The sequence below is a fragment of the Burkholderia sp. CCA53 genome (genome assembly GCF_001685525.1).
In the GTDB taxonomy this organism is placed as follows: Bacteria; Pseudomonadota; Gammaproteobacteria; order Burkholderiales; family Burkholderiaceae; genus Burkholderia; species Burkholderia multivorans.
In genome coordinates this window covers 252,830-279,188 of the sequence record NZ_BDDJ01000002.1, presented here as the reverse complement: position 1 = coordinate 279,188, position 26,359 = coordinate 252,830, and the positions used below count along the sequence as shown (strand labels likewise).

Below are 26,359 nucleotides of genomic sequence, written 5' to 3'. Positions count from 1 at the left end.
TGCGCGGGAGTGCGATGCAACGACGCGTGCGCGGGTGCCTACCAGGCGAGCCGCCACGCGCCGATCCGCTGCGCGTGCGGCGTATCGGCCCGCGCAGGCGTGCCACCCGGGAGATCGCCGTCGCCGCCGTCGTCGAAGTCGGCGAGCACCGTGGCGCGCAGCCGCGCGAACTCCGGCGAATCGCGGCGGCGCGGGCGCGGCAGCGCGACGTCGACGATGCGCTCGATGCGGCCGGGGCGCGGCGCCATCGTGACGACGCGATCGCCGAGATAGACGGCTTCGTCGACGTCGTGCGTGACGAGGATCATCGTGATGCGCTCCTGTTCCCAGATGCGCAGCAGCTCGTTCTGCATGCGCGCGCGCGTCTGCGCGTCGAGCGCGCCGAACGGCTCGTCGAGCAGCAGCACGCGCGGACGATTCACGAGGCCGCGCGCGATCGCGACGCGCTGTGCCATCCCGCCCGACAACTGGTTCGGATACGCGTGCTCGAAGCCGTTCAGCCCAACGAGCGCGATGTGATCCACCACCGCACGGCGCTTCTGCTGCGCATCGAGTGGCGCGTTGCGCAGCGCGGCCTCGATGTTCTGCGCGACGGTCAGCCACGGGAACAGCCGGTGATCCTGGAACACGATGCCGCGCTGCAGCGACGTGTCGCGTACGACCTCGTCGCCCGCGCGGATCTCGCCGGCATAGTCGGTGTCGAGCCCCGCGATCAGCCGCAGCAGTGTCGACTTGCCGCAGCCGCTCGCCCCGACGATCGTGACGAACTCGCCGGCGCGCACGTGCAGCGACACGTCGTCGAGCACGGCGAGCGAGGCGCCGCGCTGCGCATAGCGTTTGCTCACGTGAAGGATGTCGAGCGAATCGGAGGCGAGGGTCGTCATGGCGGAGAGGCGTAGGAAGTCACGGGGAAAGGGACGATCAGGCGTTCAGGTCGCCGCGCTGCGCGAGCACCTTGCGCTCGAGCGCGCGGGCGAGCGCGTTCAGCGCCCATCCGGTCGCGCCGACGACGATGATCCCGAACAGCACGAGATCCATGCGGAACTGCTCGCTGCCGTCGATCAGCGTGTTGCCGATGCCGCTGCCCGCGACCAGCAGATATTCGGCGCCGAGCGTCGCGAGCCATGAATAGATGAGGCCGAGATAGAGCCCGGTGAAGATCGACGGCAGCGCGGCGGGCAGGATCACGTGGCGCACGAGCTGAAGCCGCGAATAGCGCAGCGCACGGGCGACGTCGACATACGCGCGCGGCACCGCGTGAATGCCGTCGCAGGTATGCGCGGCGACCGGCAGCAGCGCGGCGAGCGACAGGAACACGACCTTCGCGACGTCGCCGAGGCCGAACCAGACGGAGATCAGCGGGATCCACGCGAACAGCGAGATCTGCTTGAAGGTGTCGAAACTCGGGCCGACGACGCGCGTCGCGACGCGTGACAAACCGAGCGCGGTGCCGAGCAGCAGCCCGCCCGTCGCGCCGATCGCGAAGCCGCATGCTTCGCGCGCAAGCGACGCCGACAGCGCGCGGAGCAGCGCGCCGCTCGCGATCTGTGTCCATGCGGTGTGCAGCACGTCGGCGGGGCTGACGAGCAGCCCGCTGTTGACCAGATGTGCGGATGCGATCGCCCACCAGATCGCGACCGCGGCGAGCGGCAGCACGAGGCCGCGCCAGTCGCGCGCTTGGCGGCGTCGCGTCAAGACGGTAGCGCGCGGTGCGTCGTGCGATATCGGCGTAGCAGAATGCGGCATGACAGGATTCCTCGGGAAGCGCGGCGCGCGGCGTCAGCCGCGAAACGCGGACGGCACGCCGCGCCGCAGGCGCGCTTCGAGCGCGTCGAGCAGCCGGTTGATCAACAGGCCGACCGCGCCGACCACGACGACGGCGGCCATCACGAGATCGAGCTGGAACAGTTGCCGGCCGTACACGATCAGGTAGCCCAGTCCTTCCGACGACGCGACGAGTTCGACGACGACGAGCGCGAGCCACGACTTCGTGAACGCGAGCCGCACGCCGGTCGCGAGTGTCGGCACGGCGGCCGGCAGCACGACGTGAACGATGCGCTGGCGGCGCGTGTAGCCGAATCCGCGCGCGACCTCGTCGAGCGCGGCGGGCGTCTGACGAAAGCCTTGCAGCGTACTCAGCGTGACCGGTACCAATGCCGCATGCGCGATCAGCAGGTACTTGAGCGGCTCCCCGACGCCGACGAGCAGCAGCAGGAATGGCAGCCAGCCGAGCACCGGAATCTGCACCAGCGCATTGAAGCTCGGCAGCACGTATGCTTCGAACGTCCGCGACAGGCCGAGCGCCGCGCCGATCGCGAAGCCGAGCAGCGTGCCGGCCGCGAAACCGACCAGCACGCGCTGCAGGCTGATCAGCGTATGGCGCAGGAGATCGCCGCTCGCCGCGAGTTCGGCGAGCGCCTGATAGATCTGATCGGGCGGCGGCAGGATCTGCGGCGCGATCCAGCCGCGCGCGCTGCCGACGCTCCATAGCGCGAACAGCAGCGCGGGCAGTGCCCACGGCGCGAGCAGCCACGCCAGCCGCTTCACGGCCGCGCGACGGCGCGACGACGCGCCGAGCGCATGCAGGTCGGACGACGGGATCGGGATCGCGGTGTCGCTCATCGGTGGACTCCGGTTCAGGACAGCGGCTTGCCTGACGCGTCGTAGCGCGGCCAGTACTGTTGGAGCTTCTGCGCGCGCAGCGCGTTGTCGAGATACTTCGGCTCGAACCAGCCGTCGACGTCGATCGGCTGGCGGATCAGCTTCAGCCGCAGCGCATCCTGCGCGACGGCCTTGTAGCGCGCGACGAGGAACGGGTCGATCAGCGGCGACAGGCGATCCTTCAGGCGCTGGTTCGCATAGTCGGCCTGCCAGGACGACACCGGCACGCCGCTCTTCGCCCACAACTTGAACAGCGCATCGCGGTTCGCTTCGTCGGACGACCAGCGCGCGCCTTTCACGACCGCGTCGACCACGCGCTGCACGATGTCCGGATGCGCGCGCTCGAAATCGTCCAGCACGAGCAGGTGCGTCTGACGCGTGAACTGCGGGCCGTCGTTCTGCGATTCGTAGATGATTTTCGCGAGCCCCGCGTCGCGCAGCTTGTACAGCTGGTAGTCGTTCACCGACGCGTCGATGCCCTTCGACGCGAGCGCGGCCAGCGCGCTCGCGGTGTCGAGGTTGGTCACGCGCAGGTCGCGTTCGTCGAGCCCGTTCTTCGCGAGCGCGTTGTCGGCGACGAGCTGCAGGTTCGTGCCGCGGAAGATCGAGACGCGGCGGCCCTTCAGGTCCTTGATCGACTTGATGTCGGAATCGGGCGGCACCGCGATCTTGACGCCCGAGCGGACGCTGGTGGCAAGCAGCAGATGCGTCTTGAGCCCGTTGGCGCGCGCGAGCACGGCGGGCAGGTCGCCCTGGTACGCGAAGTCGAGCGCCTTGTTGGCGATCGCTTCGTTGACGGCCGGCCCGGCGCCCTTGAAGAACAGCCACTGCACCTTGATGCCGTCGGCCGCGAATTCCTTCTCGACGAGCTGCTGCAATTGCACGGTCGCGGCGGACGAGCCGCCGAAGGTCGGCGGATCGCCGGCACCTTGCTGCGCGACGCCGATGCGGATGACGGCGGGTTTGTCCGCGTGCGCGGCGGCGGCCGGCAGCGCGAAGATGGAGGCGATCAGCAGCGATCGCAGCAGACGCAGTGGAAGCATGGATCGATCGAAGTGGAAACGTCAGGGGAACGAAGCGGGCGCGAACCCGTCGAGTCATTCTCGATGACGCTCCCGGCACGGACAAACAACGATTTGAACTATGCTTATCGCGTTGATGCGGCGATCAAAGACGGTGGCGGGGAGGCGCGGTGCGCGCGGCGGGCGCGATGCCGTCGTTGAACACGGAGCGGAGGCGGGCATGCAAGTCGAGGATCTGACGGGCGCGGCGCTGGATTACTGGGTGGCGATGGCGATAGATCGCGCTGCGCCGCGCGTCGATGCGTCGGGCTGCACGGTGGCTGGCGAGTCGGGCGGCGCGCCCGTGCCGTTCGCGCCGTCGTCGTCGTGGGCCGACGGCGGCCCGATCGTCGAGCGGCTGCCGTTCGCCGCGTTCGAGCGCGAGGGCGGGCGCGGCCCGTGGCGCGCCGTGCTGCATCGCGCGGTGCCGGCCGCGGGCGAGCGCTGCACGTTCAACCAGTCGGGGCCGACGCTGCTGGTCGCCGCGATGCGCACGCTGGTCGCCTCGACGTTCGGCGACGACGTGCCGGATCTCGACATGTCGAAACCGCGCTGAGGGCTGAGCGCTGTGCGCTACGTCGCGGAAACGTCCGGTATCGCGATCGACGCGACATCGACCCGTTTCGGCAGGATCGCATCGGCCGCCGCACGGTCCGCGACGCGTTGCAGCACGTCGATGTCGGCGCGCGACACGCTGCGCTGCGCGAGCGCCGCACGGCGCGCGATATCGGCGGCTGCATCGGGCGGCAGGCGCGTGAGCGTTGCATAGACGTTCGCGTAGTCGGCCGGATGCGACAGCGCCCATTGACCGGCGCGCGTGAGCCGTGCGAGCACGTCGGTGAGCGCCGCGCGTTTCGCGCGGTCGTTCAACGTGTCGACCGGCGACGTGAGAAACGCGAGTCCCGAATTGATGCCGCTGCCGTCGCGCACGACGCGCGCACCGCGTCGCACCACATGTCCGTAGTACGGATCGAAGGTCGCCCAGATCGCGATCTGCTTCGCCTCGAACGCGGCGAACGCGTCGACGGGCAGCACGAAGCGCACGTCGACGTCGGCCGGGGCGAGCCCGTGTTCGCGCAGCGCGCCGTACAGCTGATACTGCGAGATGCTGCCGCGCGCCGACGATACGACGACGGTGCGTCCTTTCAGGTCCGCGACCGTGCGCACCGGCGAGTCGGGCTGCACGACGATGCCGAGTGAGGTCGGCGAGCCGACGCGCGTCGCGACGATCCGCAGCGCCGGATCGCCGAGCGCGGCGGTCAGCACGGGCAGGTCGCCGGCCGGTGCGAGATCGATCGCGCCCGCGCGGTGCGCTTCGAACAGCGGCGCGGCGCCCTGAAAATTCGCCCAGCGGAACCGGTACGGCACGCCGTCGAGCACCCGCGCCGCTTCGGCGAGTGCACGCAGTCCGCCTGCCTGATCGCCGAGCACGAGCGTGACGCCCGACACATCGGTGCCGGCCGCGCGCACGGATAGCGCAATGCCGCCGGTCAGCGGTGCGGCGGCGACGGCCGCGACGCGCAGCAGTGCGCCGCGTCGGCTGCGGGACGGAGACGAATGCATGGCGGCGGGTCCTCGGTCATCCGCGCGGGATGCGCGGCTGACGGGCAGATTACGGATTCGGCCTCGCGCAGACAAACATCGAATCGCGAAATGCATATTCGTACTCCGCCGCCGCGGCGCTCGGCGGCCCGCAGGCTGCATACAAGTTGCTTACACAACCGACTGCGACAGGCGAGGCGAGCCGTGCTCACCGGCGTCCGCATTGGACGCAGCCGCGCGGAACCATTAAGCTGGCGCGTTCCGGTTTCACGCAGCGTGTCCAAGATGTCATCGACGATCGAGATTCTGTTGCCCGTGTTCGGGCTGATCGCGGCAGGATTTCTGTGCCGCAAGCGTGGCGTGCTGGGTCCGGCGGCCGCGTCCGAACTGAACCGGTTCGTCGTCTGGCTCGCGCTGCCCGCATTGCTGTTCCAGATCATGGCGCAGGCCTCGTGGCATCAGCTCTATCAGCCAGCCTTCGTCGCGACGTTCGCGCTGACTTGCGCGGCCGTGTTCGGCGGCGTGCTCATCTGGCGCGTGCTCGCCGGGCGGCCGCTCGCCGATGCCAGCATCGACGCGATCGCCGCGTCGTATCCGAACACCGGCTATCTCGGCTTTCCGCTGTGCCTGCTCGCCTTCGGCACCGACAGCCTGACGCCGACCACGATCGCGACGATTCTGGTCGCGTGCGTGCTGTTCGCCGGCGCGATCGTCGTCATCGAGATCGGGCTGCAGCGCGACCGCGCGCCGCTGAGACTCATGTGGAAGGTCGTCGGCGCGCTACTGCGCAATCCGCTGATCGTCGCGCCGCTCGCAGGCGTGTGCGTCGCGGCCGCACACGTGACGCTCGCCGCGCCCGCGCAGACATTCCTGAAGCTGCTCGGCGCGGCGGCCAGCCCGTGCGCGCTCGTGAGCCTCGGGCTGTTTCTCGCGGAGAAGCGCGAGGCATCCGGCGACACGCCGCGCGGCAGCATCGCGCTGACCGCGACGAAGCTCTTCGTCCAGCCCGCGCTCGCATGGTGGCTCGGCGTGCGCGTGTTCGCGCTGCCGCCGGTGCTCGCGCAGATCGCCGTCGTGCTCGCGGCGCTGCCGACCGGCACGGGGCCTTATATGCTCGCCGAATTCTATGGACGCGAAGCGCAGGTGACGTCGCGCACGATCCTGCTGTCGACGATCGGCTCGATCGTGTCGTTGTCGGTGCTGCTTGCGCTCGCGCGGCACGCATCGTAGCGGAGCGCAGCGGGGGCAACCGCACGCACGGCGCGACGGTCAGTGCGATTTCGACGCGATGCGCGCGTGACGTGCGCAGCGCGCGGTCCGAATCGGGCGCGACGAGCAGCGTGACGGACGGCGACCCGGACGTGTGCGCGCAGGTTCGGACGTCGCGGCGGTCGGTGCAGCCGCCGCCGCCGCAGGCAGTGCCGTCACCGCCGGCTGCGCAGCCTCGGCATCGAGCCAACTGCGTGTCGCTTCGGCAATCAGCTCGCGTAGCCAGCGCACGCCGTCGACGCACGAACCCGCGTCGTTCCATGTGATGCGATAGCCGACCTCGGGCGGAGCGGCCGGCAACGCGACGACGCGCAGCGGCAGCAGTTTCGCGTAATGGCACGCAAGCCGGTACGTCGTGGTCAGGACGAGATCCGAGCGCACGAGCGCATGCGCGGCGAGCTCGAAGTGCGGCAGCGTGACGACGATGCGCCGCCGCAGTCCGACGCGCTCGAGTTGCCGGTCGATCGCGCCGGACGCTTCGAGCCGCGACGGCGACGGGCACAGCTGCGGCGCATCGGCGAATTCGGCGGCCGTGATCGCGCCGCGCCGCGCGAGCGGGTGCGTCGCGCGCATCAGGCACACGATCCGGTCGTCGAACAGCCGTTCCTGCCGGAATTGCGCGCCGCGCGCGGGACGATTGTCGATTACGACATCGAGTTCGCCGTCGGCGAGCGCGCGTTCGTCGTCGAAGCCGTCGCCGAGCGGATGAAACACGAGCTGCGCCTGCGGCGCGCGTGTGCGGAACAGCGCGACGAGCTTCGGCACGAACAGCACGTTCAGATAGTCGGGGCAGCCGATCCGGTAGGTGCGTACCGACGTACGCGCGTCGAAGCGCGGCTGCTGGAGCCGGATCAAGTCGATCACGCGCAGTGCATTGCGCAGCGGCTCGATCAGCCGGCCGCCGAACTCGGTCGGCACCATCCCGTAGCGGCTGCGCACGAGCAGCGGATCGCCCAGCAGCGTACGCAGCCGTTTCAGTGCGGCGCTCGTCGCCGGCTGCGACATGTTGAGTCGCACAGCCGCGCGCGACACCGTGCGCTCGGTCAGCAGCACGAGCAGCATGCGCATGAGCCGCGCATCGAGCACGTCGAGCGCGTGTGCGGCGTCGGCGTCGGCGGCGCGCTCAGCGGCGCGCGGTGCTACGCGCTCAAGCATGTCGAGGTCCGTCGCGGCGATGCGGCGCTGGCGCGACGAGCGCGAGCGCGCAGTCGCGGGCCCGGCTTAGGACCGCGCGCGGCCGTGCCGGTTCGATGCGACGCGTCGTCGGCGCCGCGCACGATGCCTGCGCGACAGGCAGTTTCCAGTAGCACGCCGGTGTCTCCTTCCGTATCGGCAATCCGGCCCCGCTCGCGGCTGCACGCAGCGTTGCGCACCGCATCGTGACCGTTATGGTCGGGATTCGCTCGCGAGTATGGTGGGCGCGTCCCGCCATGGGAAATTAAATATTCGGCTGGCCCTCATTTGAAAAACGAATGGTTACGCCGGTACGCGGATTGCTCGTGAACGGGTTCCCATCCACCGACATCAGCGGGAGGTGTCATGCAGCGATATTCATTTCGTCACGTATGCCGAGCCGTTTTCGCCGGCGTCCTGATCGCCGGCATGGCGGCAGGCGCAGGCTGCCAGAAGAAATCGGACAGCACGAGTTCCGACCAGACGTCGTCGGGCAGCATGTCGAACGCGCCGGCGACCGCGCCGTCGGGCACGCCGAGCAGCGGTGCGGCCGGCACCGGGGCCGATACCGGCGCGAGCATGCCGGGTGCGGCGTCGACGCCGAGCGGCGCGAGCGGCGCGAGCGGCGGCTGACGAACGCGTCGCGGCGCGCGGTTCGCGCGCCGCTGCGACGGCCGGCCGGGGCGCGTCGACGCGTCGGGCCGCGCCGTGCCCGTCGCATGAAAGATTTGCAAGGACCGTGTAGCGATTCCCGGAGCGGCGTGCCGGCTCGGCGCCGGTGCGCGCAGCCCGGACAGGAGATGCGATGCAGAACGCCGAATCGAACCCTACCCCGAAACAGCAGCAGGAAACGATCGCGCAAAGCCCCGCGAAAACGCCGGCGGCCGGCCACGAAATGCCGAGCGCCGCCACCCAGGCGAAGGAGTTCGCGCAGCGGCCGCTATCGCCGGAGGCCGTCGCGGGCAAGGCGCCGACCGGCTTGCCGCCGATCGATCGAGATGCGCACGCGGTGGACAGCGGCGATCCCGTGCGCCGCGCAGGCGGCCGCATCGTCACGATCGACAACGCCAACATGGCGATGACGGACAACACGGTCGACGTCGACGGCAAGGGCCTCGAAGCCCGGACCGGCGCGTCGAAGTGGCACGACAACGTGATCTATTCGAACGCGTCGCTCGACGAAAGCGTCGACACGCCGGACGACGGGCTCGGCGGCATCGAGAGCCGCCCGGACGGCAACATGCCGCTGATCGCGACGCGCCCCGGCTGGCGCGTGCGTCACGTGGGCGACGTCGAAGTCCCGCACGGCGATTCGAGCCGCGCCGAGCACGTCATCTGTCTGGAACGGATCGAATAAGGAAGGAAGCAAGCCGCCCGCGCACCGTGCGATGCGCGGGCCGCGCTGCCGGCGGCAGCGCATCGCGGGCCGTGTTACTGCGGCCCGAGTTCCTGTGCGGACGTGTCGGCGTCGTTGCCTTGCGCAACGAGCACGTGAATGTCGTTCGGCGTGACGTCGCCGATGCCGCCCGACGGAATCGTCACGATCAGCCAGTCCGCGTTGTTGTTCAGCGTGACCGGCGCGGTCTTCAGAATCGGCGATTTGCTGCCCGCCGTCGTCACGATGATCTGATAGGTGCCGCCGTTCAGATAGACGGAGTCCTGACCGGAAGGCGGCGACGCGTTCTGGTACGCGGCGCCCGTCAGCGTCGGGGTTTGCGTCGTGATGTCGGTGTTCGGCGGCACGACGTAGACGTCGACGTTCTGCGCGTTCGGCGATGCGTTGAAGCTGCGTACGCGCGCCTTGTCGGACAGCAGGCCCTTGTCGTACGGATCGTCGACGACCGAAATCGCGGACGACGTGCTCGGCAGCGCGATCGTCGTGTAGTGGTGGCCGTTCGCCGCGTTGAACGACTGCGACGCGACCGTGGTGTTCGTTCCCGATACGTCGTAGCTCGCGGTCTGCCCGCCCGAATCGATGTCGTGATAACGCGTGACGCCCTTGTACGCGACGCCCGACGCGTCGACCTTCGCGTTCAGGTAGTAGTCGAGGTTCGGGCCGGCCGGCACTGCGTTGATGAAGCGCGCCTGCGGCTTCGAGATCCCCAGTTCGGTACCGAGGTCGTTGCCGTCGCCTCCCCCGCATGCGGCGAGTACGGAGATCACCGAGCACAGCGCCACCAAAGTTCGAATGGATTTCATGTCGTCCTCTCGTTCAGAAAACCTGCTTGCGATGCGCTCCTGCCGCGCGAACGGTTCGCGCGGGGCGCAACGCCGGGTTCAGGGAAGTAGTCGTCTGCCGGGTCGGCAGGCGCGACCAAGTCGCAAAGAGCGTGCCCGCTTGGCACGACGAACGAGTAAAACGGCGGCCGCACGACGATGCGGCGGCGCGATGGCGATCGTGCGATCGCGCGTGCGACCGGCGGCACGATGATGCGCGCGTGCGATCGTTCCGACGATTGTAAAAAGGTGGCGATGCAAAGCGGCATGCAGCATCGCGTACGTGGTCATGACACGCGAAACCGTTTTAAACGGTCGTCCTTTCGATGCTGACCACATCGGCGGTCGATGCGCGCACAACGATACCGTGACGTTGCGCGCGCATGCGTTTTACCGGTTCACGAGCTTGGCCGGATACGCGAGCGCCAGCGCGCAGCCGATCAGCATGCAAGCGGCGAATGCGTAGAGGCCCGCGCTCTGCGAATGGAACGTGTCGCGCAGCCAGCCGATGAAGTAGGTGCTGCCGAACCCGCCGAGGTTCGCGATCGAGCAGGCGAACGCAATGCCGCCGGCGGCCGCCGATCCCTTGAGGAAGGTCGACGGCAGCGCCCATACGACCGGCATCGCGGCGGCCGCGCCCGCGTTGATCAGCGAGAACAGCACGACGGTGCCGACCGTGCCGTGCGACGACGTCGCCGCGATCGCCAGCGCGACCGCCGACACGACGAACGGCACGACGATATGCCAGCGCCGTTCGCGTGCACGGTCGGAGCTCGCGCCGCAATAGAGCGTCGCGAGGACGGCCGCCGCGTTCGGAATCACCATCAGCCAGCCGATGTGATAGGCGTCCTTCACGCCGGTGTCGCGCAGGATCGTCGGCAGCCAGAAGCTGACCGCGTACAGTCCGAGCAGCACGCACAGGTCGATCAGCCCGAGCGCCCATACCTTCGGATCGGAGAACGCACGCCCGAGCGCGTGGCTCTTGTTCCCCGACGGGTCGCGGTCGAGGTTCGCGCGCAGCACGCGCTTCTCGTCGTCGTTCAGCCATTGTGCGGACTCGATGCGGTTCGGCAGCCAGCGCAGCACCGCGAAGCCGAGCAGGACCGACGGCAGCGCTTCGAGCAGAAACAGCCACTGCCATCCGCCGAGCCCGTGCACGCCGTCGAACGCCCGCATGATCCAGCCGGAGATCGGGCTACCGATCATGCTCGACAGCGGCAGGCCGACCATGAACAGCGCGACGATCCGCGCGCGGCGCGCGTCCGGATACCACTGCGTCAGATACAACAGCACGCCCGGCAGAAATCCGGCTTCCGCGGCGCCGAGCAGGAAGCGCACGACATAGAACTGCATCGGCGTCTGCACGAACATCGTCGCGCCCGACAGCAGCCCCCACGTGATCATGATGCGCGCGATCCACAGCTTCGCGCCGACACGTTGCAGGATCAGATTGCTCGGCACCTCGAACAGGATGTAGCCGCCGAAGAACAGGCCGGCGCCGAGCCCGTACACGGCATCGCTGAACTTCAGCGCGTCCAGCATCTGCAGCTTCGCGAGCCCGATGTTGATGCGATCGAGATACGCGGCGAAATAGCACAGACAGAACAGCGTGATCAGGCGCAGCGTGACCTTGCGGTAGAGCGCGCCGTGCTGCGCGTCGTCGGCACCGACGGCGGCACTCGGGTGGGCGGTAGACATGGGATAACCCCTGTTCGTAAGTGACGGAGGAAATGGGTCGACGGTCGACGCGAGCGTGGTTCGGCGCGCGCTTGAGTCTGTATAGCACGCCAATTAATGAGCGTACACACTACAAAATAAGAAATCTCGGCGGGGGCTTGAAGCGCGGCTCTCGACAGGCGGAAAGGTATCGAAAACACTGGTCTAAACGTGATATTCGGCGGGATTTCGTTGCGAATCGACGGCACCGTTACGAGGCACGAAGCTTCGAGGAAAATTGTATGACTACGCTCGAAAATGGCGCGTGTACACCGGAGCGGGATGCGGCGAAGCGATGCATGCGATCCATGCACCGAACGCGGCGGACTCGCGCGGCGCTGGTTACGCGGCGATGCGCGCGCTAATTGCGCGCATCGCGCCGCCGTCCGTTGACGCACCGCCATGAGGCATCGCCATGCACCGCTTGTGCCGATTTGAGGGTGTACACTCCATGTCTTTCGGTTTTCATGCGGTGCGAGCCGCGACTTTCATGGCGTCTTCCAGGGATTCCTACGACTTTCACGACCAGATCGGGCACTTGCTGCGCCGCGCGTATCAACGGCACGTCGCGATCTTCCAGGAGGCAATTCCGGATTCGGATCTGACGGCCGCGCAGTTCGTCACGCTGTGCGCGGTGAAGGAGCGGCAGGCGAGTTCGCTGAACGACATCGTGAAGGCGACTGCGATCGATCAGGCGACGATACGCGGCGTCGTCGAGCGGCTGAAGACGCGCGCGCTGATCGAGGTGTTGCCCGATCCGAACGACGGCCGCAAGCTGCTCGTGCGAGCGACGGCCGCCGGCCTCGCGCTGATCGACCGCACGGTGCCGTTCGCGCGTCAGGTGACGGAACGCACGTACGGGACGCTGAATCCGGGCGAGCGCGTCGCGCTGCAGTTTCTGCTGCGCAAGATGATGGACGAAGAGGGCGCCGAGTGACGCGTGATCGGCGCGTTCGGTTCGCGGCGACCTCGATCGCGACGAACGGCGGCTAGGCGGTATCGGCCGGCGCGCGCGTGCCGGCCGCATCGCCCGCAAGCAAGCGGCCGGCGTCGCGCAGTCCGGCGCGAATCGTCTCCGGCGTAAAAGGCGGTGCGTAGAACCGCACGCCGGTCGCATCGAACAGCGCGTTCGCGACCGCGGCCGGCCCCGGCACCGACGCCGATTCGCCGGCACCGAGCGGCGGTTCGCCCTGTCGCGGCATCAGCACGACGTCGACGTCGGGCACCTCCGCGAACGTCAGGATCGGATAGCCCGCCCATTCGCGCGACGCGACCTTGCCGTCCGCAAAGCGCACGCGCTCCTTCAGCGTGCGGCTCAGCACCTGGATCACGTTGCCGTGAATCTGATGGCGTACGCCGTCCGGATTGATCATCGTGCCGGTGTCCTGTCCGACCGTCACGCGCTCCACGCGGATTTCGCCGGTCACGCGATCGACGCTCAGATCCACGATCCACGCGGACCACGCCGCGCCGAAACCGGGAAAGCGGCTGTGCACGTAGCGCGCGTACGCGATGCCGCGCCCGCGTACGATGCGCGCCGGATCGGGATCGCGGCGCACGCGCGGCGTCCAGCTTGCGCGTTCGGCCACGGCATGCAGCAGCTCGATCGCGCGCGCGTCCTGCAGATGACGGATGCGAAACGCCAGCGGATCGACGCCGGTCAGCGCCGCGCATTCGTCGACAAACGTATCGTGCGCGAACGAGTTCGGCAACGCCGAGACGCCGCGCAGCCACGACGCGCGCACGAGCGGCGCGAGATCCTCGCAGACGAAGCGCCGGTGCGCGCAGACATACGGCGACACGGCCGTGCGGTCGCCCATCTCGAACACGCGCGGCTCGGGCGCGATCGTGCCGGTCAGCAGTGCGGCAAGCAGCGGCGCGTCGTTCGACGGGTAGCGCGTCGCGAAGTCGTAGCCGACGAGGCGGCCGTCGCGCGACACGGTGCCCGTCACGCGCATCTGCTGGCCCGCGCCTTTCGGTTCCCACAGATGCTCGTCCGCACGCATCAGCTGTACGCGCACCGGGCGCCCGACCGCGCGCGACAGCAGCAGCGCATCGCCGCAGACGTCGTCGGCGCCGTTGCGGCCGTAGCAGCCGGCGGCTTCCATCCGCACGATGTCGATATCGGCTTCGTCGCGCGCGACGAGCGTCGCGAGGTCGTAGCGCAGCGACACCGGGTTCTGCGTGCCGGACCACACGGTGATGCGCCCGTCGCCGGGTGCGCGGTAGTCGGCGACCGCGCACGATGGTCCAATCGACGCATGCATCTGGAACGGCCACGTATAGGTGCGCGTCAGCGTGAGCGTGTCGGGCAACGTGCGGGCGGCTTCGACGTCGCCTTCGTCGAGCAGCAGGCGCGGCTGCGCGGGCGCGGCGGCGATCGCCGCCGCCGGATCGTCGAGCGGCGGCAGCGGCGGATGCGGGCGCCACACGACGCGCAGTTGCCGCGCGGCGCGGATCGCGTGCTCCTCGCGCTCGGCGACGACGCCGACGAAATCGCCGATCGTCACGACCGCGACGAGCCCCGGCACGTCGGCCACCGACGTGCGGTCGACGTCCAGCAGCGACGCGCCGACGAATGGGCCGCTGTCGTGGCCTGCATACGGTGGCCGCACGACACGGCCGTGCAGCATGCCGGGCACGCGTACGTCGTGCACGAACGTGAGTTCGCCGGTCGCCTTTGCCGGCAGGTCGACACGCGGCGACGCGCGGCCGACGATGCGGTACTGCGCCGGATCCTTCGTGCGCGTGTGCGGGTCGAGCGTCAGCGCGATGCGGCGCTGCGCGACGAGTTCGGCGTAGCTTGCCTGGCGCTGCGCGCCGCTGTGGTCGACGGCCGAGATCGTGCCGTCGTCGACGCGCAGTTGCCCGGCATCGACGCCGAACTGCTCGGCGGCAAGCGCAAGCAGCGCATGTCGCGCCTGTGCGGCCGCGCAGCGCAACGGTGCGGCCGAAATCTGGATCGTCGCGCTCGCGATGGTCGGGCCCTGGTTCGGTGTCGCGGCCGTATCGCCGAGCACCATCGTCACGCGCGCGGCCGGCACGTCGAGTTCCTCGGCGACGATCTGCGCGAGCGAGGTGCGGATGCCGGTGCCGAGGTCGACGTGACCGTTGAAGGCGAGGATGCGGCCGTCGTCGACGATCGCGACGAATACTTCGGGCAGCGCCGGCACATACGACGACAGGCTGCCCGGCTGACCGGGCGCCGGCTTCACGGGCGGCGCGGGCGGCCGGATCACGGTCAGGCAGCCGGTGCGCGCGAGCAGTTCGGAGCGGTTCACGGAGCAGGTGTCCTGGGTGGCGGCGCGGCGGGTGCCGCGCGAAAAGTCGTTCGGGACGGTTGGCGGCACGATCGCCGCGTCGTTTCCGGGCCGCTCCCGAATGATCCGCGCGACCGCCCGTTCGAATCTAGACGGCCAAAAACGCGGCGTCAAAGGCGGCGGTGGCAGGCGTCGAGCGCGTCGCGACCGGTGCGGCGCAGTTCGGCCGCGATGCGCATCGGCTCAGCGCGCGGGCGCGTGGGTCGCATGCGTCGCATGTGTCGCGTCCATCGCATCGATCGCCGCGATCGCATCGTCGAGCGGCATCACGGCCGCATATTTCTGCTGCATGTCGAACAGATTCGCTTCGTGCGGTGCGATCGCCCGATCGCCGACGCAATCGGCGAGCACGAGCGGACGGAATCCGTGCGACATCGCATCGACGACGCTCGCGCGCACGCAGCCGCTCGTCACCGCACCGGCGACGAGCAGCGTCTGCACGGCGCGCTGCGCGAGCCAGGGCGCGAGCTGCGTGCCGAAGAACGCGGACGGCACGGTCTTGCGCACGACGAGCTCGCCGTGCGCGGGCGTCAGTTCCGGCACGATCGCGCTGTTCGGGTGATGCTCGGTCAGCGTCGCCATGCCGGGCACCTTCAGCGAGAACACGTTGTCGTCGCTGCCGTCGTCCGCATAGACGATCCGGCTGTGCGCGACCGGCCAGCCGCGCTGCCGCGCGATCGCGAGCGCCTGCGTCGTGCGCGCGATCGCCGGCGCGATGTTGCCGCCGCCGAACGTCGCAGGATCGGCGAACCCGACGACGAAGTCGACGATCAGCAGCGCAAGCCTGCCGTGTGGCGGCAACGGCGTGCCGAAACCCTGTTCGCGATACACGTGCGCTTCGGCGTGGTGGGAGAGGTCGTTCATCGTGGGTCTCGTCAGGCGGGTTGGTCGGTCACGCGCCCGTCGCGCACGACGGCGTGGCCGTCGAGTTCGACCGTGCAGCGGCGCAGCGGGATGTCGATGTGGCACGTCGTCGTGCGGCTGCCGCCGCCTTCGTTGTTCGGGCCGAGCGAGAACAGGAAGTTGCCCTCGAAGGCGCGCGCGTCCATGCCGATCGTCGCTTCGCGGTCGTAGAGGCCGAGCGTCGACCAGCGCGCGCGCGGCTGCAGCCCCCAGCCGATATGCGAGATCGCATAGCCTTCGGGATCGGCGAACGTGTCCATGTAGTCGCGCAGCAGATCGGCGTCGACGCCGCCTTCGATGCGCGTCGCATAGCCGCCCTCGACGGTCAGCACGATCGGCTCGCTCACGTAGTGCTTCTGCGGCAGCAGGATGTCGCCGCGATCGATGACGATCGTGCCGCGCGCCGTGCGATCGTTCGGGTAGGTGAGCGCGAAGCCGCTCGGCCAGTGATCCCAGCGGCCCGGCGCGTCGACGAAGCCGTACTCGGCCGTCGGCGCGAAATCGCCGAGCGGGCAGACGAACGCGGTGCCGGCCGCCGAGCTGACGCGCATCTCGCGCGCGGCGGCAATCTGCTTCGTCGCGGCGAGCACGCGCGTGCGATCGGCGAGCGTCGGCACCATCCGCACCAGCACTTCGGGCGGCTCGACGGCGAGCAGGATCTTCGTGCCGGACTTCAGGATGTCGTGCTGCTCCGGCGAGAACAGCAGCGTCATCAGATCGAGCACGAGATCGCTCGCCTGCAGCGCCGCGATCGCGGCGCGGTTGCCGGTCAGCGGCGTCGTGCCGAGATAGGCGAGCGGATCGCGGCTGAATGCCTTGTCGCCGTTGACGGGCGGCAGGTCGAGCCGGTTCACGATCGCGCCCATCGACTGCGTCGCGATCAGCGCGCACGACAGCGTCTGAGGATGGGTGGCCGCGCTCGTCAGGATCGTGACGGTCTGGCCCGGTTCGAGGCGCGACAGCGTGAGCACCTGCTTCCACGCGTCGATCAGTTGGGTGTCGCTGACTGGCATCGTCGGCTCCGGTAAAGGCGTGAGGGAAAGGCGGCGTCAGGCCGCGAGCGGCGCGCCGAGGAAGTCGCCGAAGGCCGCGTAGAAGCCGCGTGCGTTGTCCCACGGAATCATGTGGCCGGCATCGGGCACGCGCACGTGCCGCATCGACGGCGTCGCGCGCTGCAGTTCGGCGACGTCGTCGTCGCGTACCACGTCGCCACGCTCGGCCGTGATCAGCAGCGACGGCACCGCGAGCTGCGCGGCGTCCGCGTGGAAGTCGTCGGTGTGAAAGCCCTCGTACGAGGCGCGCACCGCGCGCTCGTCGCAGGTATGCAGCCACTCGGCACGCAGCTGCCGCTCCGCGTCGGTCCAGGTCGGGCAGAACGCGCGCATCCCTTCGGCGTCGGTGCCCGCACGTGCGAGCGCGATCGAATCGATGTACCACGGCAGCTTGCCCGGATACTCGCGGCGGCCGGGGCCCGACACGGGCGGATCGACGAGCACGACCGATTCGAGCCCGCGGATGCCGCGCCGCGCGGCGCGTGCGGCGATGCGCGCGCCCATCGAATGACCGACGAGGCTCGTGCGCGACAGGCCGAGCGCGGCGACCAGCGCTACGACGTCGTCGGCCTGCGCATCGAGGCTGTAGTCGAGCGTGGGCGACGCGTCGGAGAGCCCGCGGCCGCGCACGTCGAGCACGTACGTATCGAACGCGGCGCCGAACGCTTCGCCGACGAAGCCCCATGTGATCGCAGGGCTCGTGATGCCGGGAATCAGCACGATCGCCGCACGCGTCGCGCGCGCGCCGGTTGCGCCGCCGTAGCGCAGGTAGTGCTGGCGGATGCCGTTGGCGCGCACGTTCGCGCCGTACAGGAAAGTCGAGGACATCGTGAAAGCTCCGTCGGAAACGCGCGTTCAGTACGCGCCGGACAACAGCGCGCCCGCGCCGGGCACGATCGGCTCGAGATCGAGTTCGCGCAGCATCGCGTAGGTCGTCGCGATCGCGGCGGTGATCACCGGCTTGCCGGTCATGGCCTCGACTTTCGCGACGGCCGGCAGCGACGGCATCTGCACGCAGGCCGACAGCACGATCGCATCGGCGTCTTGATACGGGAGCGTCTTGACGATGTCAGGCAGCCGCGCCGGATCGTGACGGCCGACCTCGAGGTTGTCGGGGATTTCGAGCGCGCGATAGGCAATCACGTCGTAGCCCTCGTTGCGGATGTAGTCGACCACGAGCTCGGTCAGCGGCTTCATGTACGGCGCGACGACGACGATCCGCTTCGCGCCGATCACGCGCAGCGCGTCGACGAGCGCGCCCGCGCTCGTCAGCACCGGCGCGCGCGCGCCGTTGCCGGCCGTATGTTCGGTCAGGCGCGCCTGCGACACGCGGTGATAGCCGTGCCCCATCGCCATGATCGCGACGAGGCAGGCGTAGCCGAGCACGTCGACGCGCGCGTCGGACAGCTCGACCGCGCAACGGTCCGATTCGGCGTCCATTGCCGCCAGCTCTTCCTTGACGACCTTCTTCATCCGCATTCGGCTCGAGTGATACGTAAAGCGCTCGGGCCGGATCGTTTCGCGCAGCCGCAGCATCGCGGGGATTTCCGTTTCCATCGTCGTGTTGGAACTCGGCACGATCTGGCCGATGCGATAGGTCTTGCTCATGACGGGAAGGCTCCGTGTCGGTGAGGGAGGGGCGCTGTGCTGGCGGGCGATCGCGCAGGTTCGAGTAAAGTCTAGTGTGTACATTTGAAAATGACAATGGGTCAAAATTCGCCGGTGAGCCTGAAGATCGACGGCATATAAAGAATTTGGGCAAAATATCGGGGTTTTCCCGAACCTGAAAATGCGACTCGACAATCCGCTTGTCACAAATAAATTGAGTGTGTACGCTACATCAACACCGTTCAACCCGCCCGTTCTCGCGTCAGGTCCGGCGCCGGGCTCACGATCAGGAGATCCGCATGAGCACACCCCGTATCGCAATCATCGGCGCCGGTCTCGGCGGCACGGCCGCCGCGGCGCTGCTGCAGCGCGCCGGCCACGACGTCGTGCTGTACGAGCAGGCGCCCGCGTTTTCACGCCTCGGCGCGGGGATTCATCTCGGCCCGAACGTCATGAAGATCATGCGGCGGATCGGCTGCGAGGACGCGCTCGATGCGATGGGCTCGCATCCCGATTGCTGGTATAGCCGCGACTGGCGCACGGCCGACGTGCTCGCGCGGATTCCGCTCGGCGACCATGCGCGCAGCACGTACGGCGCGAGCTATCTGACCGTCCATCGCGGCGATTTCCATGCGCTGATGACGCAGGCCGTGACGCCCGGCACGATCCGCTTCGGCAAGCGGCTCGCATCGGTGGAGGACACGGGCGACGACGTGCGGCTCACGTTCGCCGACGGCAGCGTCGACACGGCCGACATCGTGATCGGCGCCGACGGTGTGAACTCGCGGATCCGCGAGCACCTGCTCGGCGCGGAGCCGCCGCGCTATACGGGCTACGTCGCGCATCGCGCGGTGTTCCCGGCGTCGCTGCTCGGCAACAAGCCGTACGACATGTGCGTGAAGTGGTGGTCGGAGGATCGCCACATGATGGTCTACTACGTGACCGAGAAGCGCGACGAGTACTACTACGTGACGGGCGTGCCGCAGGCCGAATGGCCGGAGGGCGTGTCGATGGTCGACAGCAATCGCGACGAGATGCGCGAGGCGTTCGCGGGTTTTCATGCGGACATCCAGCATTTGATCGACGTGTCGCCGTCGATCACGAAGTGGCCGCTGCTCGAACGCGATCCGCTGCCGCTGTGGAGCCGCGGCCGGCTCGTGCTGCTCGGCGACGCGTGTCATCCGATGAAGCCGCACATGGCGCAGGGCGCGGCGATGGCGATCGAGGATGCGGCGATGCTCACGCGCTGTATCGGCGAGCTCGGCATCGGCGACTACACGGGTGCGTTCGCGCTGTACGAGGCGAATCGCGCGGCGCGCGCATCGAAGGTGCAGCGCGTGTCGCACGACAACACCTGGCTGCGCACGAACGAGGATCCGTCGTGGGTGTTCGGCTACGACGTGTTCGACGTGCCGCTCGTCTCGCCGTCGCGCGACAGCGTCGCGGCGGTGGCCTGACGCATCGCACGACGATGCGCGGCCTCGCCGCCGGCGCCCGCTGCGCTCGCCGTTCGCGCGACGGCGAGCGCGGTGCCGGTACGCGGCGATTTCGGCGTGTTATACGTCGATGTCGCGCGCCTCGGCGATCGGCGCCGCCGCGCGCCGGTCTGCGCCGGCCGCCGGCCGTGCCTGCCGTCGGCTGACGTTCGCCCGCACCCGTATCCGGATCTGCCCATGTCCCATTCCGCTTCCGCGCCGCGGCCGCTCGCGTTTCGCGTCAACGGCGTACCGCACCGCCTCGACGCCGCCGCCCCCGATACGCCGCTGCTGCTGGTCCTGCGCAACGACTGCGCGCTGAACGGCCCGAAATACGGGTGCGGGCTCGGTCAGTGCGGCGCGTGCACGGTGCTGATCGATGGGCAGCCGGCACGTGCGTGCGTGCTGCCGGCAGCGGCCGCCTCGGGGCGCGACGTGACGACGCTCGAAGGGCTCGGCTCGCGCGATGCGCCGCATCCGGTCCAGCGCGCGTTCATCGACGAGCAGGCCGCGCAATGCGGCTATTGCCTGAACGGAATGATCATGAGCACGAAGGCGCTGCTCGACCGCAACCCGTCGCCGGACGACACGGCGATCCGCGAGGCGCTGCGCTTCAATCTGTGCCGCTGCGGTACGCATCTGGAGATCGTTCGCGCGGTGCATCGCGCGGCGCGCTATCTGCGGGGCGACGATGCAGCGTGATCCGAACCTGCCGGCACACACGCGCGCCGCGCAGGACGCGCTCGAATCGCGCGATGCGCCGGCCGCCGACGATGCAGGCCTGCGCTCGCATCGTGCGCGCTACGGCTGGCCGGCCGGCGACGCGCGCGATGCCGCGTCGCTCGACATCGAAACGCAGACCGCGCCCGATGGGCGGATGACCGCCTGGCGCTACCGTGCGCGGCTCGCCGCGACGGCGGGCGATGGCGACGACGCCGGACGCGTCGCGTCGTCCGGCGCATCGTCGCGTGCCGCGCCGACGCCGGTGCCGTTCGCGTACCGGCACGCGCACACGGCGATCGACATGGCGGACGCCGACGCGATTCCGCGTCATGCGCACGTATTCGCGCGCGAGTCGTTCGTCGACGAACTCGCGGGCACGTTGCGTCGCGATCCGGTCGCGCTGCGCTTGCAGCATCTCGATGCGTCGGCGGATGCGGGGCCGCGCGAGGTCATCCGGATGGTCAGCGAACGTGCGGCCTGGGGTGCGCAGACCGCGCACGATCGCGACGCGCCGACGCGCCTGACCGGTCGCGGCTTCGCGTTCGATGGCGCGACGGTGAACGCGCCGACTGCTGCGCTCGCGCCCGCCGACGAGCCGGCGGCTCGCGCCCAAGCGCACGCCGTCGCGCACACCGGCGACGCGAGCTGGTCCGCATGGGTCGTGGATCTCGACGTCGACCGCGCGACCGGCGATGTCGCCGTGCGCCGAGTCGTGGCCGGGCAGGGCAGCGGCGAGCCGGGCCGGGCGGCGCTCTCCGGCTTGCCCGCGTGGCAGATCGAGGCGGCGATCTCGCGCGTGATGGGCGCGCCGCTGATCGCGCGCGCGGCGCACGACGAAGCCGAGGCCGGCGCACGCGACTCGGCACTCGCGCACGAACTGATCGCGGCCGACGCGGACCAAGCCCGCGCGCGCCGCGCAGCGTCGCCCGACGATGCACGCCGGATCGAGCATGCGGTCGCACCGGCAGCGGCAGCGATCGCGAATGCGCTGTACGACGCGACGGGTGTGCGGTTTCGCGCGCCGCCGTTCGATCCGATGCGGATACGCGCGGCACTTGCGCGGCCGTCGCAGGCAGACGTCGCGGACGCGACCGGCGAAGCCAGCCGGCCCGAACGCGACACCGCGGCGGGCCGCGCGCCGCGTGCCTCCTCGCGCTGGCGCCGATGGCTCGCGGGCGGCGGCATCGGCGGCGTGGTCGGCGGGCTGGTCGGGCTTGCCTGCGCGATCTTGCCGGGGCCGGCACCGATCGCGCCGATCGCACCGGGCGGCGCGGACGGCGCGATGTGGAGCGCCGCGACGCTCGAACGCGGGCGCCAGATCGCGATCGCCGGCGATTGCGCGGTATGCCACACGGCGCCGGGCGGCGCGACGAATGCGGGCGGCCTTGCGCTCGACACGCCGTTCGGCACGATCTATACGACGAACATCACGCCGGACCGCGACACGGGCATCGGCGCGTGGTCGTATCCGGCCTTCGCGCGCGCGATGCGCGACGGCATCTCGCGCGACGGCACGCACCTGTATCCCGCGTTCCCGTACACCGCCTTCGCCAAACTGAGCGAGCCCGACATGCTCGCGCTCTATGCGTATCTGATGTCGCAGCCGCCGGTGCAGCACGTGCCGCCGAAGACGAAGCTGCGGTTTCCACTCGACCGGCGCCGGCTCGTCGCGGGCTGGAACTGGCTGTTCCACGACGCGCGTCCGTTCGCGCCGGACCCCGCGCGCTCGGCGCTGTGGAATCGCGGCCGCTATCTCGTCGACGGCGCCGGGCATTGCGGCGCGTGCCACACGCCGCGCAACGCGCTCGGCGCGGAAAAGGGCGGGTTCGCCTATCTGTCCGGCGGCGAAGCGGAAGGCTGGATCGCGCCGCCGCTCGTCGCATCGCGCGCCGCGCCGGTGCCGTGGACCGAGGCCGCGCTGTTCGACTATCTGCGCACCGGGTTTTCCGCGCAGCACGGCGTCGCGGCCGGGCCGATGGCGCCGGTCGTCGCGGGGCTCGCCGCGCTGCCCGAAGCCGACGTGCGCGCGATCGCGCATTACATCGCCTCACTGTCGCCGCCCGTCGATGCCGCGACGGCTGCCGACGCGGCGGCCCGTCACGCGCGCGGCGCGGAAGCGGTCGCGACGCTCGGCCTCGAAAACGGCCGCCGCGCGTTCGACGCCGCATGCGCGGTGTGCCACGCCGAATCGGGCGGCGTCGGCCATTTCGGCGTGCGTCCGCTGATGGGCCTGAACACGAGCGTGAGCCAGACGACGCCCGACAACCTGCTGCGCGTGCTCCATCACGGGATCGACCGGCCGGCCACCGACGCGCTCGGCTACATGCCGGGCTTTCGCGATGCGTTCGACGATCGGCAGATGGCCGAGCTCGCCGCGTTCATCCGCGCGCGCTATGCGCCGGGACAACCGGCATGGCGCGATCTCGAGAAGGCGTCCGCACGGATCCGTCGCGAAGCCGTGCACTGACGGCGCGATGGCTCGCAGGCCGGCGCTGGGCACGTGCGGTCGGTCGGGAAAAATGACGGGCGATGCGCGACGAAGCGTAAATATTGCGGCGTGAAGCGCGATCGTTTAACCATTCGAAACAATGTGTTCACGGAAAAGGGCATGATCTCGGGCGATCGAGCAGGCATACTGTCGCCCATGTTGCCGAATGCCGTCGAAGCGACGCGCGCTTGCCCTTTCCCCATGTCCAGTCCTGCCTCTTTTCGAATCCTGCGCGGGTTGACCGTCGCGGCCGCCGCCAGTGTGCTCGCCGCGTGTTCGACCGCCTCCGACGTTGCCGCCACGTCGAACCCGAATGTCTTCACCGTGACGACGCGCACGCTCGGCGTGTCGACGTCGTGGGCCGACGCGCATGCGAAGGCCGTCAGCGAAGCGACGAACTACTGCGAGCAGCGCGGCATGCGCGCGAGCATGAAACAGGAGTCGCTGACCGGCGGCCGCCGCGTCGATGCGCGCTCCGAGCTGTCGTTCGAGTGCCACCCGACCTTCGAAACGGCGTCGAACCCGCGCGGCTGAGCGGCCGCGCGCCGGCCGCCCGCGGCTAATGCGGCGCGCCGCACACGAAGGGCTTTTCCCCGATTCCGACCGACCCGCGATGCCGCGCATGCGCATCGCGGGTCGACACACGCCGGTCGTCTGTCACGGGCCCGGCGGCGCGTACAGCTTCACGCACGCCGAGAAGTCGAGCGCCCCGAGCCCTTGCTGGCTCATCGACTGATAGAGCTGTTGCGCGAGCGCGCCCATCCATACCGGCTGCCGTGCGTGCCGCGCGGCGTCGGTCGCGAGCCCGAGATCCTTCAGCATCAGGTTCGTCGCGAAACCGCCCGTGTAGCCGCGCGACGACGGCGCGGCATCGCGGACGCCCGGATACGGGTTATACGTGTCCGAGCTCCAGCAGCGTCCGGTCGACGTGTTGATGATGCCCGCGAGCACGGACGGATCGATGCCGAGCGCGACGCCGAGCGCCATCGCCTCCGACACGCCCATCATCGAAATCCCGAGCAGCAGGTTGTTGCAGAGCTTCGCGATCTGGCCGGTGCCGGTGCCGCCGCAATGGACGACATGCTTGCCCATCGCGAGCAGCACCGGACGGATCTGCTCGAACAGCGCCGGCTCCGCGCCGACCATGAACGTCAGCGTGCCGGCCTGCGCGCCGCCGGTGCCGCCCGACACCGGCGCGTCGGCGAGCCGGCAGTCGCGCTGCGCGGCCGCGTCGGCGAGCGTGCGCACGGTGTCGGGGTCGATCGTGCTGCAGTCGATCAGCCACGCGCCGCCGCGCGCACCGGCCAGCACGCCGTTCTCGCCCTCGTAGACGCCGCGTACGTGCGCGGCGGCCGGCAGCATCGTGATCACGACCGTCGCGCGCGCGGCGGCCTCGCGCGGCGAGCGTGCCGCCGTCGCGCCCGCGCGCACCGCGGCGTCGACCGCGTGCGCGTCGAGGTCGAATACCGTCAGCGCGTGCCCGGCGCGCAGCAGATTGGCGGCCATGGGGCCGCCCATGTTGCCGAGCCCGATGAATGCGATGTCCATGCGGCCTCCGGTCAGCGCAGCGCGATCGTCGTATTGACGCCGCCGGCCGTCGCCTCGTCGTCGAACCAGCGTGCGGTGACGGTCTTCGTCTGCGTGTAGAACTGCACGACCTGCTTGCCGTACGGGCCGAGATCGCCGAGCTTCGAGCCGCGCGAACCGGTGAAGCTGAAGTAGGGCACCGGCACCGGAATCGGGATGTTGATGCCGACCTGCCCGATGTCGATCTCGCTCTGGAACTTGCGTGCGGCCGCGCCGCTCTGCGTGAACAGCCCGACGCCGTTGCCGAACGGGTTCGCGTTGACGAGCGCGATCGCGTCGTCGAGCGTGTCGGCTTCGAGCACGACGACGACGGGCCCGAAGATCTCTTCCGTATAGATCGACATGTCGGTCGTCACGCCCGAGAAGATCGTCGGCCCGATGAAGTTGCCGTGCTCGTAGCCGGGCACCTTCACGCCGCGCCCGTCGAGTTCGAGTGTCGCGCCGGCCTTCACGCCTTCGTCGATCAGCGCGGCGATGCGCGCATGGGCGGCCTTCGATACGACCGGCCCGACGTCGGTGCCGGGCTCGTGTCCCGCGTTGACCTTCAGCGCCTTCGCCTTCTCGACGAGCTCGGGCAGCCAGTCGCGCGCCGCGCCGACCAGCACGACGACCGACGTCGCCATGCAGCGCTGGCCGGCCGCGCCGAAGCCCGCGCCGACGAGCGCGTTGATCGTCTGCTCGCGATGCGCATCGGGCAGCACGACCGCGTGGTTCTTCGCGCCCATCATCGATTGCACGCGCTTGCCGTGCTGACTGCCGAGGTGGTAGACGTGCGTGCCGACGCGCGTCGAGCCGACGAACGAAATCGCCTTCACGTCCGGATGCGTGCAGAGACGATCGACCGCGGTCTTGCCGCCATGCACGACGTTCAGCACGCCCGGCGGCACGCCGGCCTCGAGCGCGAGCTCGACGAGCTGCATCGTCGACAGCGGATCCTGCTCGGACGGCTTCAGCACGAACGTGTTGCCGCAGACGATCGCCATCGGGAACATCCAGAGCGGAATCATCGCAGGGAAGTTGAACGGCGTGATGCCCGCGCAGACGCCGATCGGCTGACGCAGCGTGTACGTATCGACGCCGCCCGCGACGTTCTCCGCGAATTCGCCGAGCTGCAGCGTGCCGATCGAACAGGCATGCTCGATCACTTCGAGGCCACGGAAAATGTCGCCCTGCGCGTCGGGCAGCGTCTTGCCCTGTTCGGCGGTCAGCGTCTGCGCGATGCGTTCGAGATGGCGGCGCACGAGATCCTGAAACTTCAGCATGATCCGCACGCGCGTGCCGATCGGTGTCGTCTTCCAGGTGTGGAACGCGCGCTGCGCGGCGGCGATGGCCGCATCGATCTCGTCGAGCGTCGCGTACGGCACGCGGCCGATCGCCTGCTGCGTGGCGGGGTTCACGATGTCGCCCCATTCGGTGCTGCGCGAATCGACGAACGAGCCGTCGATCAGCAGCTTGGCGGTGGGCAACGCGAGGGCGGTCTGGGGAACTGCGGCGTTCATGGAAGTCTCCGGAAGAACGGGGTGATGAAGAAACAGGGCGGCCGCGTCCGCCGCGCGCAGCGTGG

The 26,359-nt window shown here is 69.5% G+C and carries 25 protein-coding genes; 8 read left to right on the top strand and 17 right to left on the bottom strand.

The genetic code is table 11. The features are described 5' to 3' along the window. Positions 1 to 38: 38 nt before the first annotated feature. From BCR55_RS17765 to BCR55_RS17750, 4 genes are read right to left on the bottom strand one after another with little or no spacing between them, the layout of a single operon-like run. Positions 39 to 884: an ABC transporter ATP-binding protein gene (locus tag BCR55_RS17765; RefSeq protein ID WP_006411670.1), complete on the bottom strand. Its 846-nt coding sequence runs from the start codon at positions 882 to 884 to the stop codon at positions 39 to 41. 37 nt (positions 885 to 921) lie between these two features. Then, positions 922 to 1,746 (bottom strand): ABC transporter permease, encoded by an 825-nt coding sequence (locus BCR55_RS17760; RefSeq protein WP_053298733.1) that lies wholly within the window; start codon positions 1,744 to 1,746, stop codon positions 922 to 924. Between the two features lie 33 nt (positions 1,747 to 1,779). After that, on the bottom strand, positions 1,780 to 2,622 hold the full coding sequence (locus tag BCR55_RS17755; RefSeq protein ID WP_065495196.1) for an ABC transporter permease: 843 nt from the start codon (positions 2,620 to 2,622) through the stop codon (positions 1,780 to 1,782). A gap of 14 nt (positions 2,623 to 2,636) precedes the next feature. After that, complete coding sequence (locus tag BCR55_RS17750) at positions 2,637 to 3,704, bottom strand: ABC transporter substrate-binding protein (protein ID WP_065495194.1); 1,068 nt, start codon at positions 3,702 to 3,704, stop codon at positions 2,637 to 2,639. A 199-nt stretch (positions 3,705 to 3,903) separates the two neighbouring features. Between BCR55_RS17750 and BCR55_RS17745 the strand changes: the two genes are divergently transcribed. Next, positions 3,904 to 4,278, top strand: a complete 375-nt coding sequence (locus BCR55_RS17745; RefSeq protein ID WP_065495193.1) for a phage protein NinX family protein — start codon at positions 3,904 to 3,906, stop codon at positions 4,276 to 4,278. A 17-nt stretch (positions 4,279 to 4,295) separates the two neighbouring features. Here BCR55_RS17745 and BCR55_RS17740 read toward each other — a convergent pair whose 3' ends face one another. Beyond that, on the bottom strand, positions 4,296 to 5,285 hold the full coding sequence (locus tag BCR55_RS17740) for an ABC transporter substrate-binding protein (protein ID WP_065495191.1): 990 nt from the start codon (positions 5,283 to 5,285) through the stop codon (positions 4,296 to 4,298). Positions 5,286 to 5,549: 264 nt separating this feature from the next. Between BCR55_RS17740 and BCR55_RS17735 the strand changes: the two genes are divergently transcribed. After that, on the top strand, positions 5,550 to 6,494 hold the full coding sequence (locus BCR55_RS17735; protein ID WP_006403904.1) for an AEC family transporter: 945 nt from the start codon (positions 5,550 to 5,552) through the stop codon (positions 6,492 to 6,494). Positions 6,495 to 6,533: 39 nt separating this feature from the next. Here BCR55_RS17735 and BCR55_RS17730 read toward each other — a convergent pair whose 3' ends face one another. Together BCR55_RS17730 and BCR55_RS17725 are read right to left on the bottom strand one after the other, a co-directional pair. Further along, the gene (locus tag BCR55_RS17730) at positions 6,534 to 7,688 is read right to left on the bottom strand and encodes a LysR family transcriptional regulator (RefSeq protein ID WP_065495188.1); all 1,155 of its coding nucleotides are present in this window, start codon (positions 7,686 to 7,688) and stop codon (positions 6,534 to 6,536) included. A 404-nt stretch (positions 7,689 to 8,092) separates the two neighbouring features. Next, positions 8,093 to 8,440 (bottom strand): hypothetical protein, encoded by a 348-nt coding sequence (locus BCR55_RS17725; RefSeq protein WP_065495186.1) that lies wholly within the window; start codon positions 8,438 to 8,440, stop codon positions 8,093 to 8,095. 71 nt (positions 8,441 to 8,511) lie between these two features. On the opposite strand from BCR55_RS17725, the gene BCR55_RS17720 reads away from it, so the two are divergent. After that, a complete protein-coding gene (locus tag BCR55_RS17720) occupies positions 8,512 to 9,063 on the top strand; it encodes a DUF3005 domain-containing protein (protein WP_006403900.1) in 552 nt (183 codons plus the stop codon). A gap of 74 nt (positions 9,064 to 9,137) precedes the next feature. Here the strand turns inward: BCR55_RS17720 and BCR55_RS17715 are convergent, their stop codons facing one another. From BCR55_RS17715 to BCR55_RS17710, 3 genes are all read right to left on the bottom strand, one after another. After that, positions 9,138 to 9,905 (bottom strand): DUF4397 domain-containing protein, encoded by a 768-nt coding sequence (locus tag BCR55_RS17715; RefSeq protein WP_006403899.1) that lies wholly within the window; start codon positions 9,903 to 9,905, stop codon positions 9,138 to 9,140. Beyond that, the gene (locus BCR55_RS31110) at positions 9,902 to 10,192 is read right to left on the bottom strand and encodes a hypothetical protein (RefSeq protein ID WP_006403898.1); all 291 of its coding nucleotides are present in this window, start codon (positions 10,190 to 10,192) and stop codon (positions 9,902 to 9,904) included. The genes BCR55_RS17715 and BCR55_RS31110 overlap by 4 nt, the downstream gene beginning before the upstream one ends. A 121-nt stretch (positions 10,193 to 10,313) precedes the next feature. Beyond that, positions 10,314 to 11,621 (bottom strand): MFS transporter, encoded by a 1,308-nt coding sequence (locus BCR55_RS17710; RefSeq protein WP_006403897.1) that lies wholly within the window; start codon positions 11,619 to 11,621, stop codon positions 10,314 to 10,316. 508 nt (positions 11,622 to 12,129) lie between these two features. On the opposite strand from BCR55_RS17710, the gene BCR55_RS17705 reads away from it, so the two are divergent. Beyond that, positions 12,130 to 12,576 carry a MarR family winged helix-turn-helix transcriptional regulator gene (locus BCR55_RS17705; protein WP_006399733.1) on the top strand — a complete coding sequence of 149 codons (447 nt, stop codon included), beginning with the start codon at positions 12,130 to 12,132 and terminating at the stop codon, positions 12,574 to 12,576. A gap of 52 nt (positions 12,577 to 12,628) precedes the next feature. On the opposite strand, the gene BCR55_RS17700 is transcribed toward BCR55_RS17705, so the two are convergent. From BCR55_RS17700 to BCR55_RS17680, 5 genes are all read right to left on the bottom strand, one after another. Further along, positions 12,629 to 14,920: a molybdopterin cofactor-binding domain-containing protein gene (locus BCR55_RS17700; RefSeq protein ID WP_065496642.1), complete on the bottom strand. Its 2,292-nt coding sequence runs from the start codon at positions 14,918 to 14,920 to the stop codon at positions 12,629 to 12,631. A gap of 222 nt (positions 14,921 to 15,142) precedes the next feature. Further along, positions 15,143 to 15,823 (bottom strand): isochorismatase family protein, encoded by a 681-nt coding sequence (locus BCR55_RS17695; protein ID WP_053298716.1) that lies wholly within the window; start codon positions 15,821 to 15,823, stop codon positions 15,143 to 15,145. An 11-nt stretch (positions 15,824 to 15,834) separates the two neighbouring features. Next, positions 15,835 to 16,875 (bottom strand): hypothetical protein, encoded by a 1,041-nt coding sequence (locus BCR55_RS17690; protein WP_006411089.1) that lies wholly within the window; start codon positions 16,873 to 16,875, stop codon positions 15,835 to 15,837. A 36-nt stretch (positions 16,876 to 16,911) separates the two neighbouring features. Next, positions 16,912 to 17,742, bottom strand: a complete 831-nt coding sequence (locus tag BCR55_RS17685) for an alpha/beta fold hydrolase (RefSeq protein WP_006403891.1) — start codon at positions 17,740 to 17,742, stop codon at positions 16,912 to 16,914. A gap of 27 nt (positions 17,743 to 17,769) precedes the next feature. Next, positions 17,770 to 18,522 (bottom strand): hypothetical protein, encoded by a 753-nt coding sequence (locus BCR55_RS17680; RefSeq protein WP_006403890.1) that lies wholly within the window; start codon positions 18,520 to 18,522, stop codon positions 17,770 to 17,772. A gap of 299 nt (positions 18,523 to 18,821) precedes the next feature. On the opposite strand from BCR55_RS17680, the gene BCR55_RS17675 reads away from it, so the two are divergent. The 4 genes from BCR55_RS17675 (at position 18,822) to BCR55_RS17660 (ending at position 23,742) form a co-directional block, all read left to right on the top strand. Then, entirely contained in the window at positions 18,822 to 19,979 is a 1,158-nt protein-coding gene (locus tag BCR55_RS17675) for an FAD-dependent monooxygenase (protein ID WP_053298711.1), read from the top strand. 216 nt (positions 19,980 to 20,195) lie between these two features. After that, complete coding sequence (locus BCR55_RS17670; RefSeq protein ID WP_065496640.1) at positions 20,196 to 20,699, top strand: (2Fe-2S)-binding protein; 504 nt, start codon at positions 20,196 to 20,198, stop codon at positions 20,697 to 20,699. Then, a complete protein-coding gene (locus BCR55_RS17665) occupies positions 20,689 to 23,187 on the top strand; it encodes a c-type cytochrome (protein WP_065495184.1) in 2,499 nt (832 codons plus the stop codon). The genes BCR55_RS17670 and BCR55_RS17665 overlap by 11 nt, the downstream gene beginning before the upstream one ends. A 222-nt stretch (positions 23,188 to 23,409) precedes the next feature. Then, positions 23,410 to 23,742, top strand: a complete 333-nt coding sequence (locus BCR55_RS17660; RefSeq protein WP_012467877.1) for a hypothetical protein — start codon at positions 23,410 to 23,412, stop codon at positions 23,740 to 23,742. A gap of 123 nt (positions 23,743 to 23,865) precedes the next feature. Here the strand turns inward: BCR55_RS17660 and mmsB are convergent, their stop codons facing one another. Continuing rightward, positions 23,866 to 24,756, bottom strand: a complete 891-nt coding sequence (gene mmsB, locus BCR55_RS17655; protein ID WP_065495183.1) for a 3-hydroxyisobutyrate dehydrogenase — start codon at positions 24,754 to 24,756, stop codon at positions 23,866 to 23,868. Between the two features lie 11 nt (positions 24,757 to 24,767). Continuing rightward, positions 24,768 to 26,294: a CoA-acylating methylmalonate-semialdehyde dehydrogenase gene (locus BCR55_RS17650; protein WP_059936513.1), complete on the bottom strand. Its 1,527-nt coding sequence runs from the start codon at positions 26,292 to 26,294 to the stop codon at positions 24,768 to 24,770. Between the last annotated feature and the right edge of the window lie 65 nt (positions 26,295 to 26,359).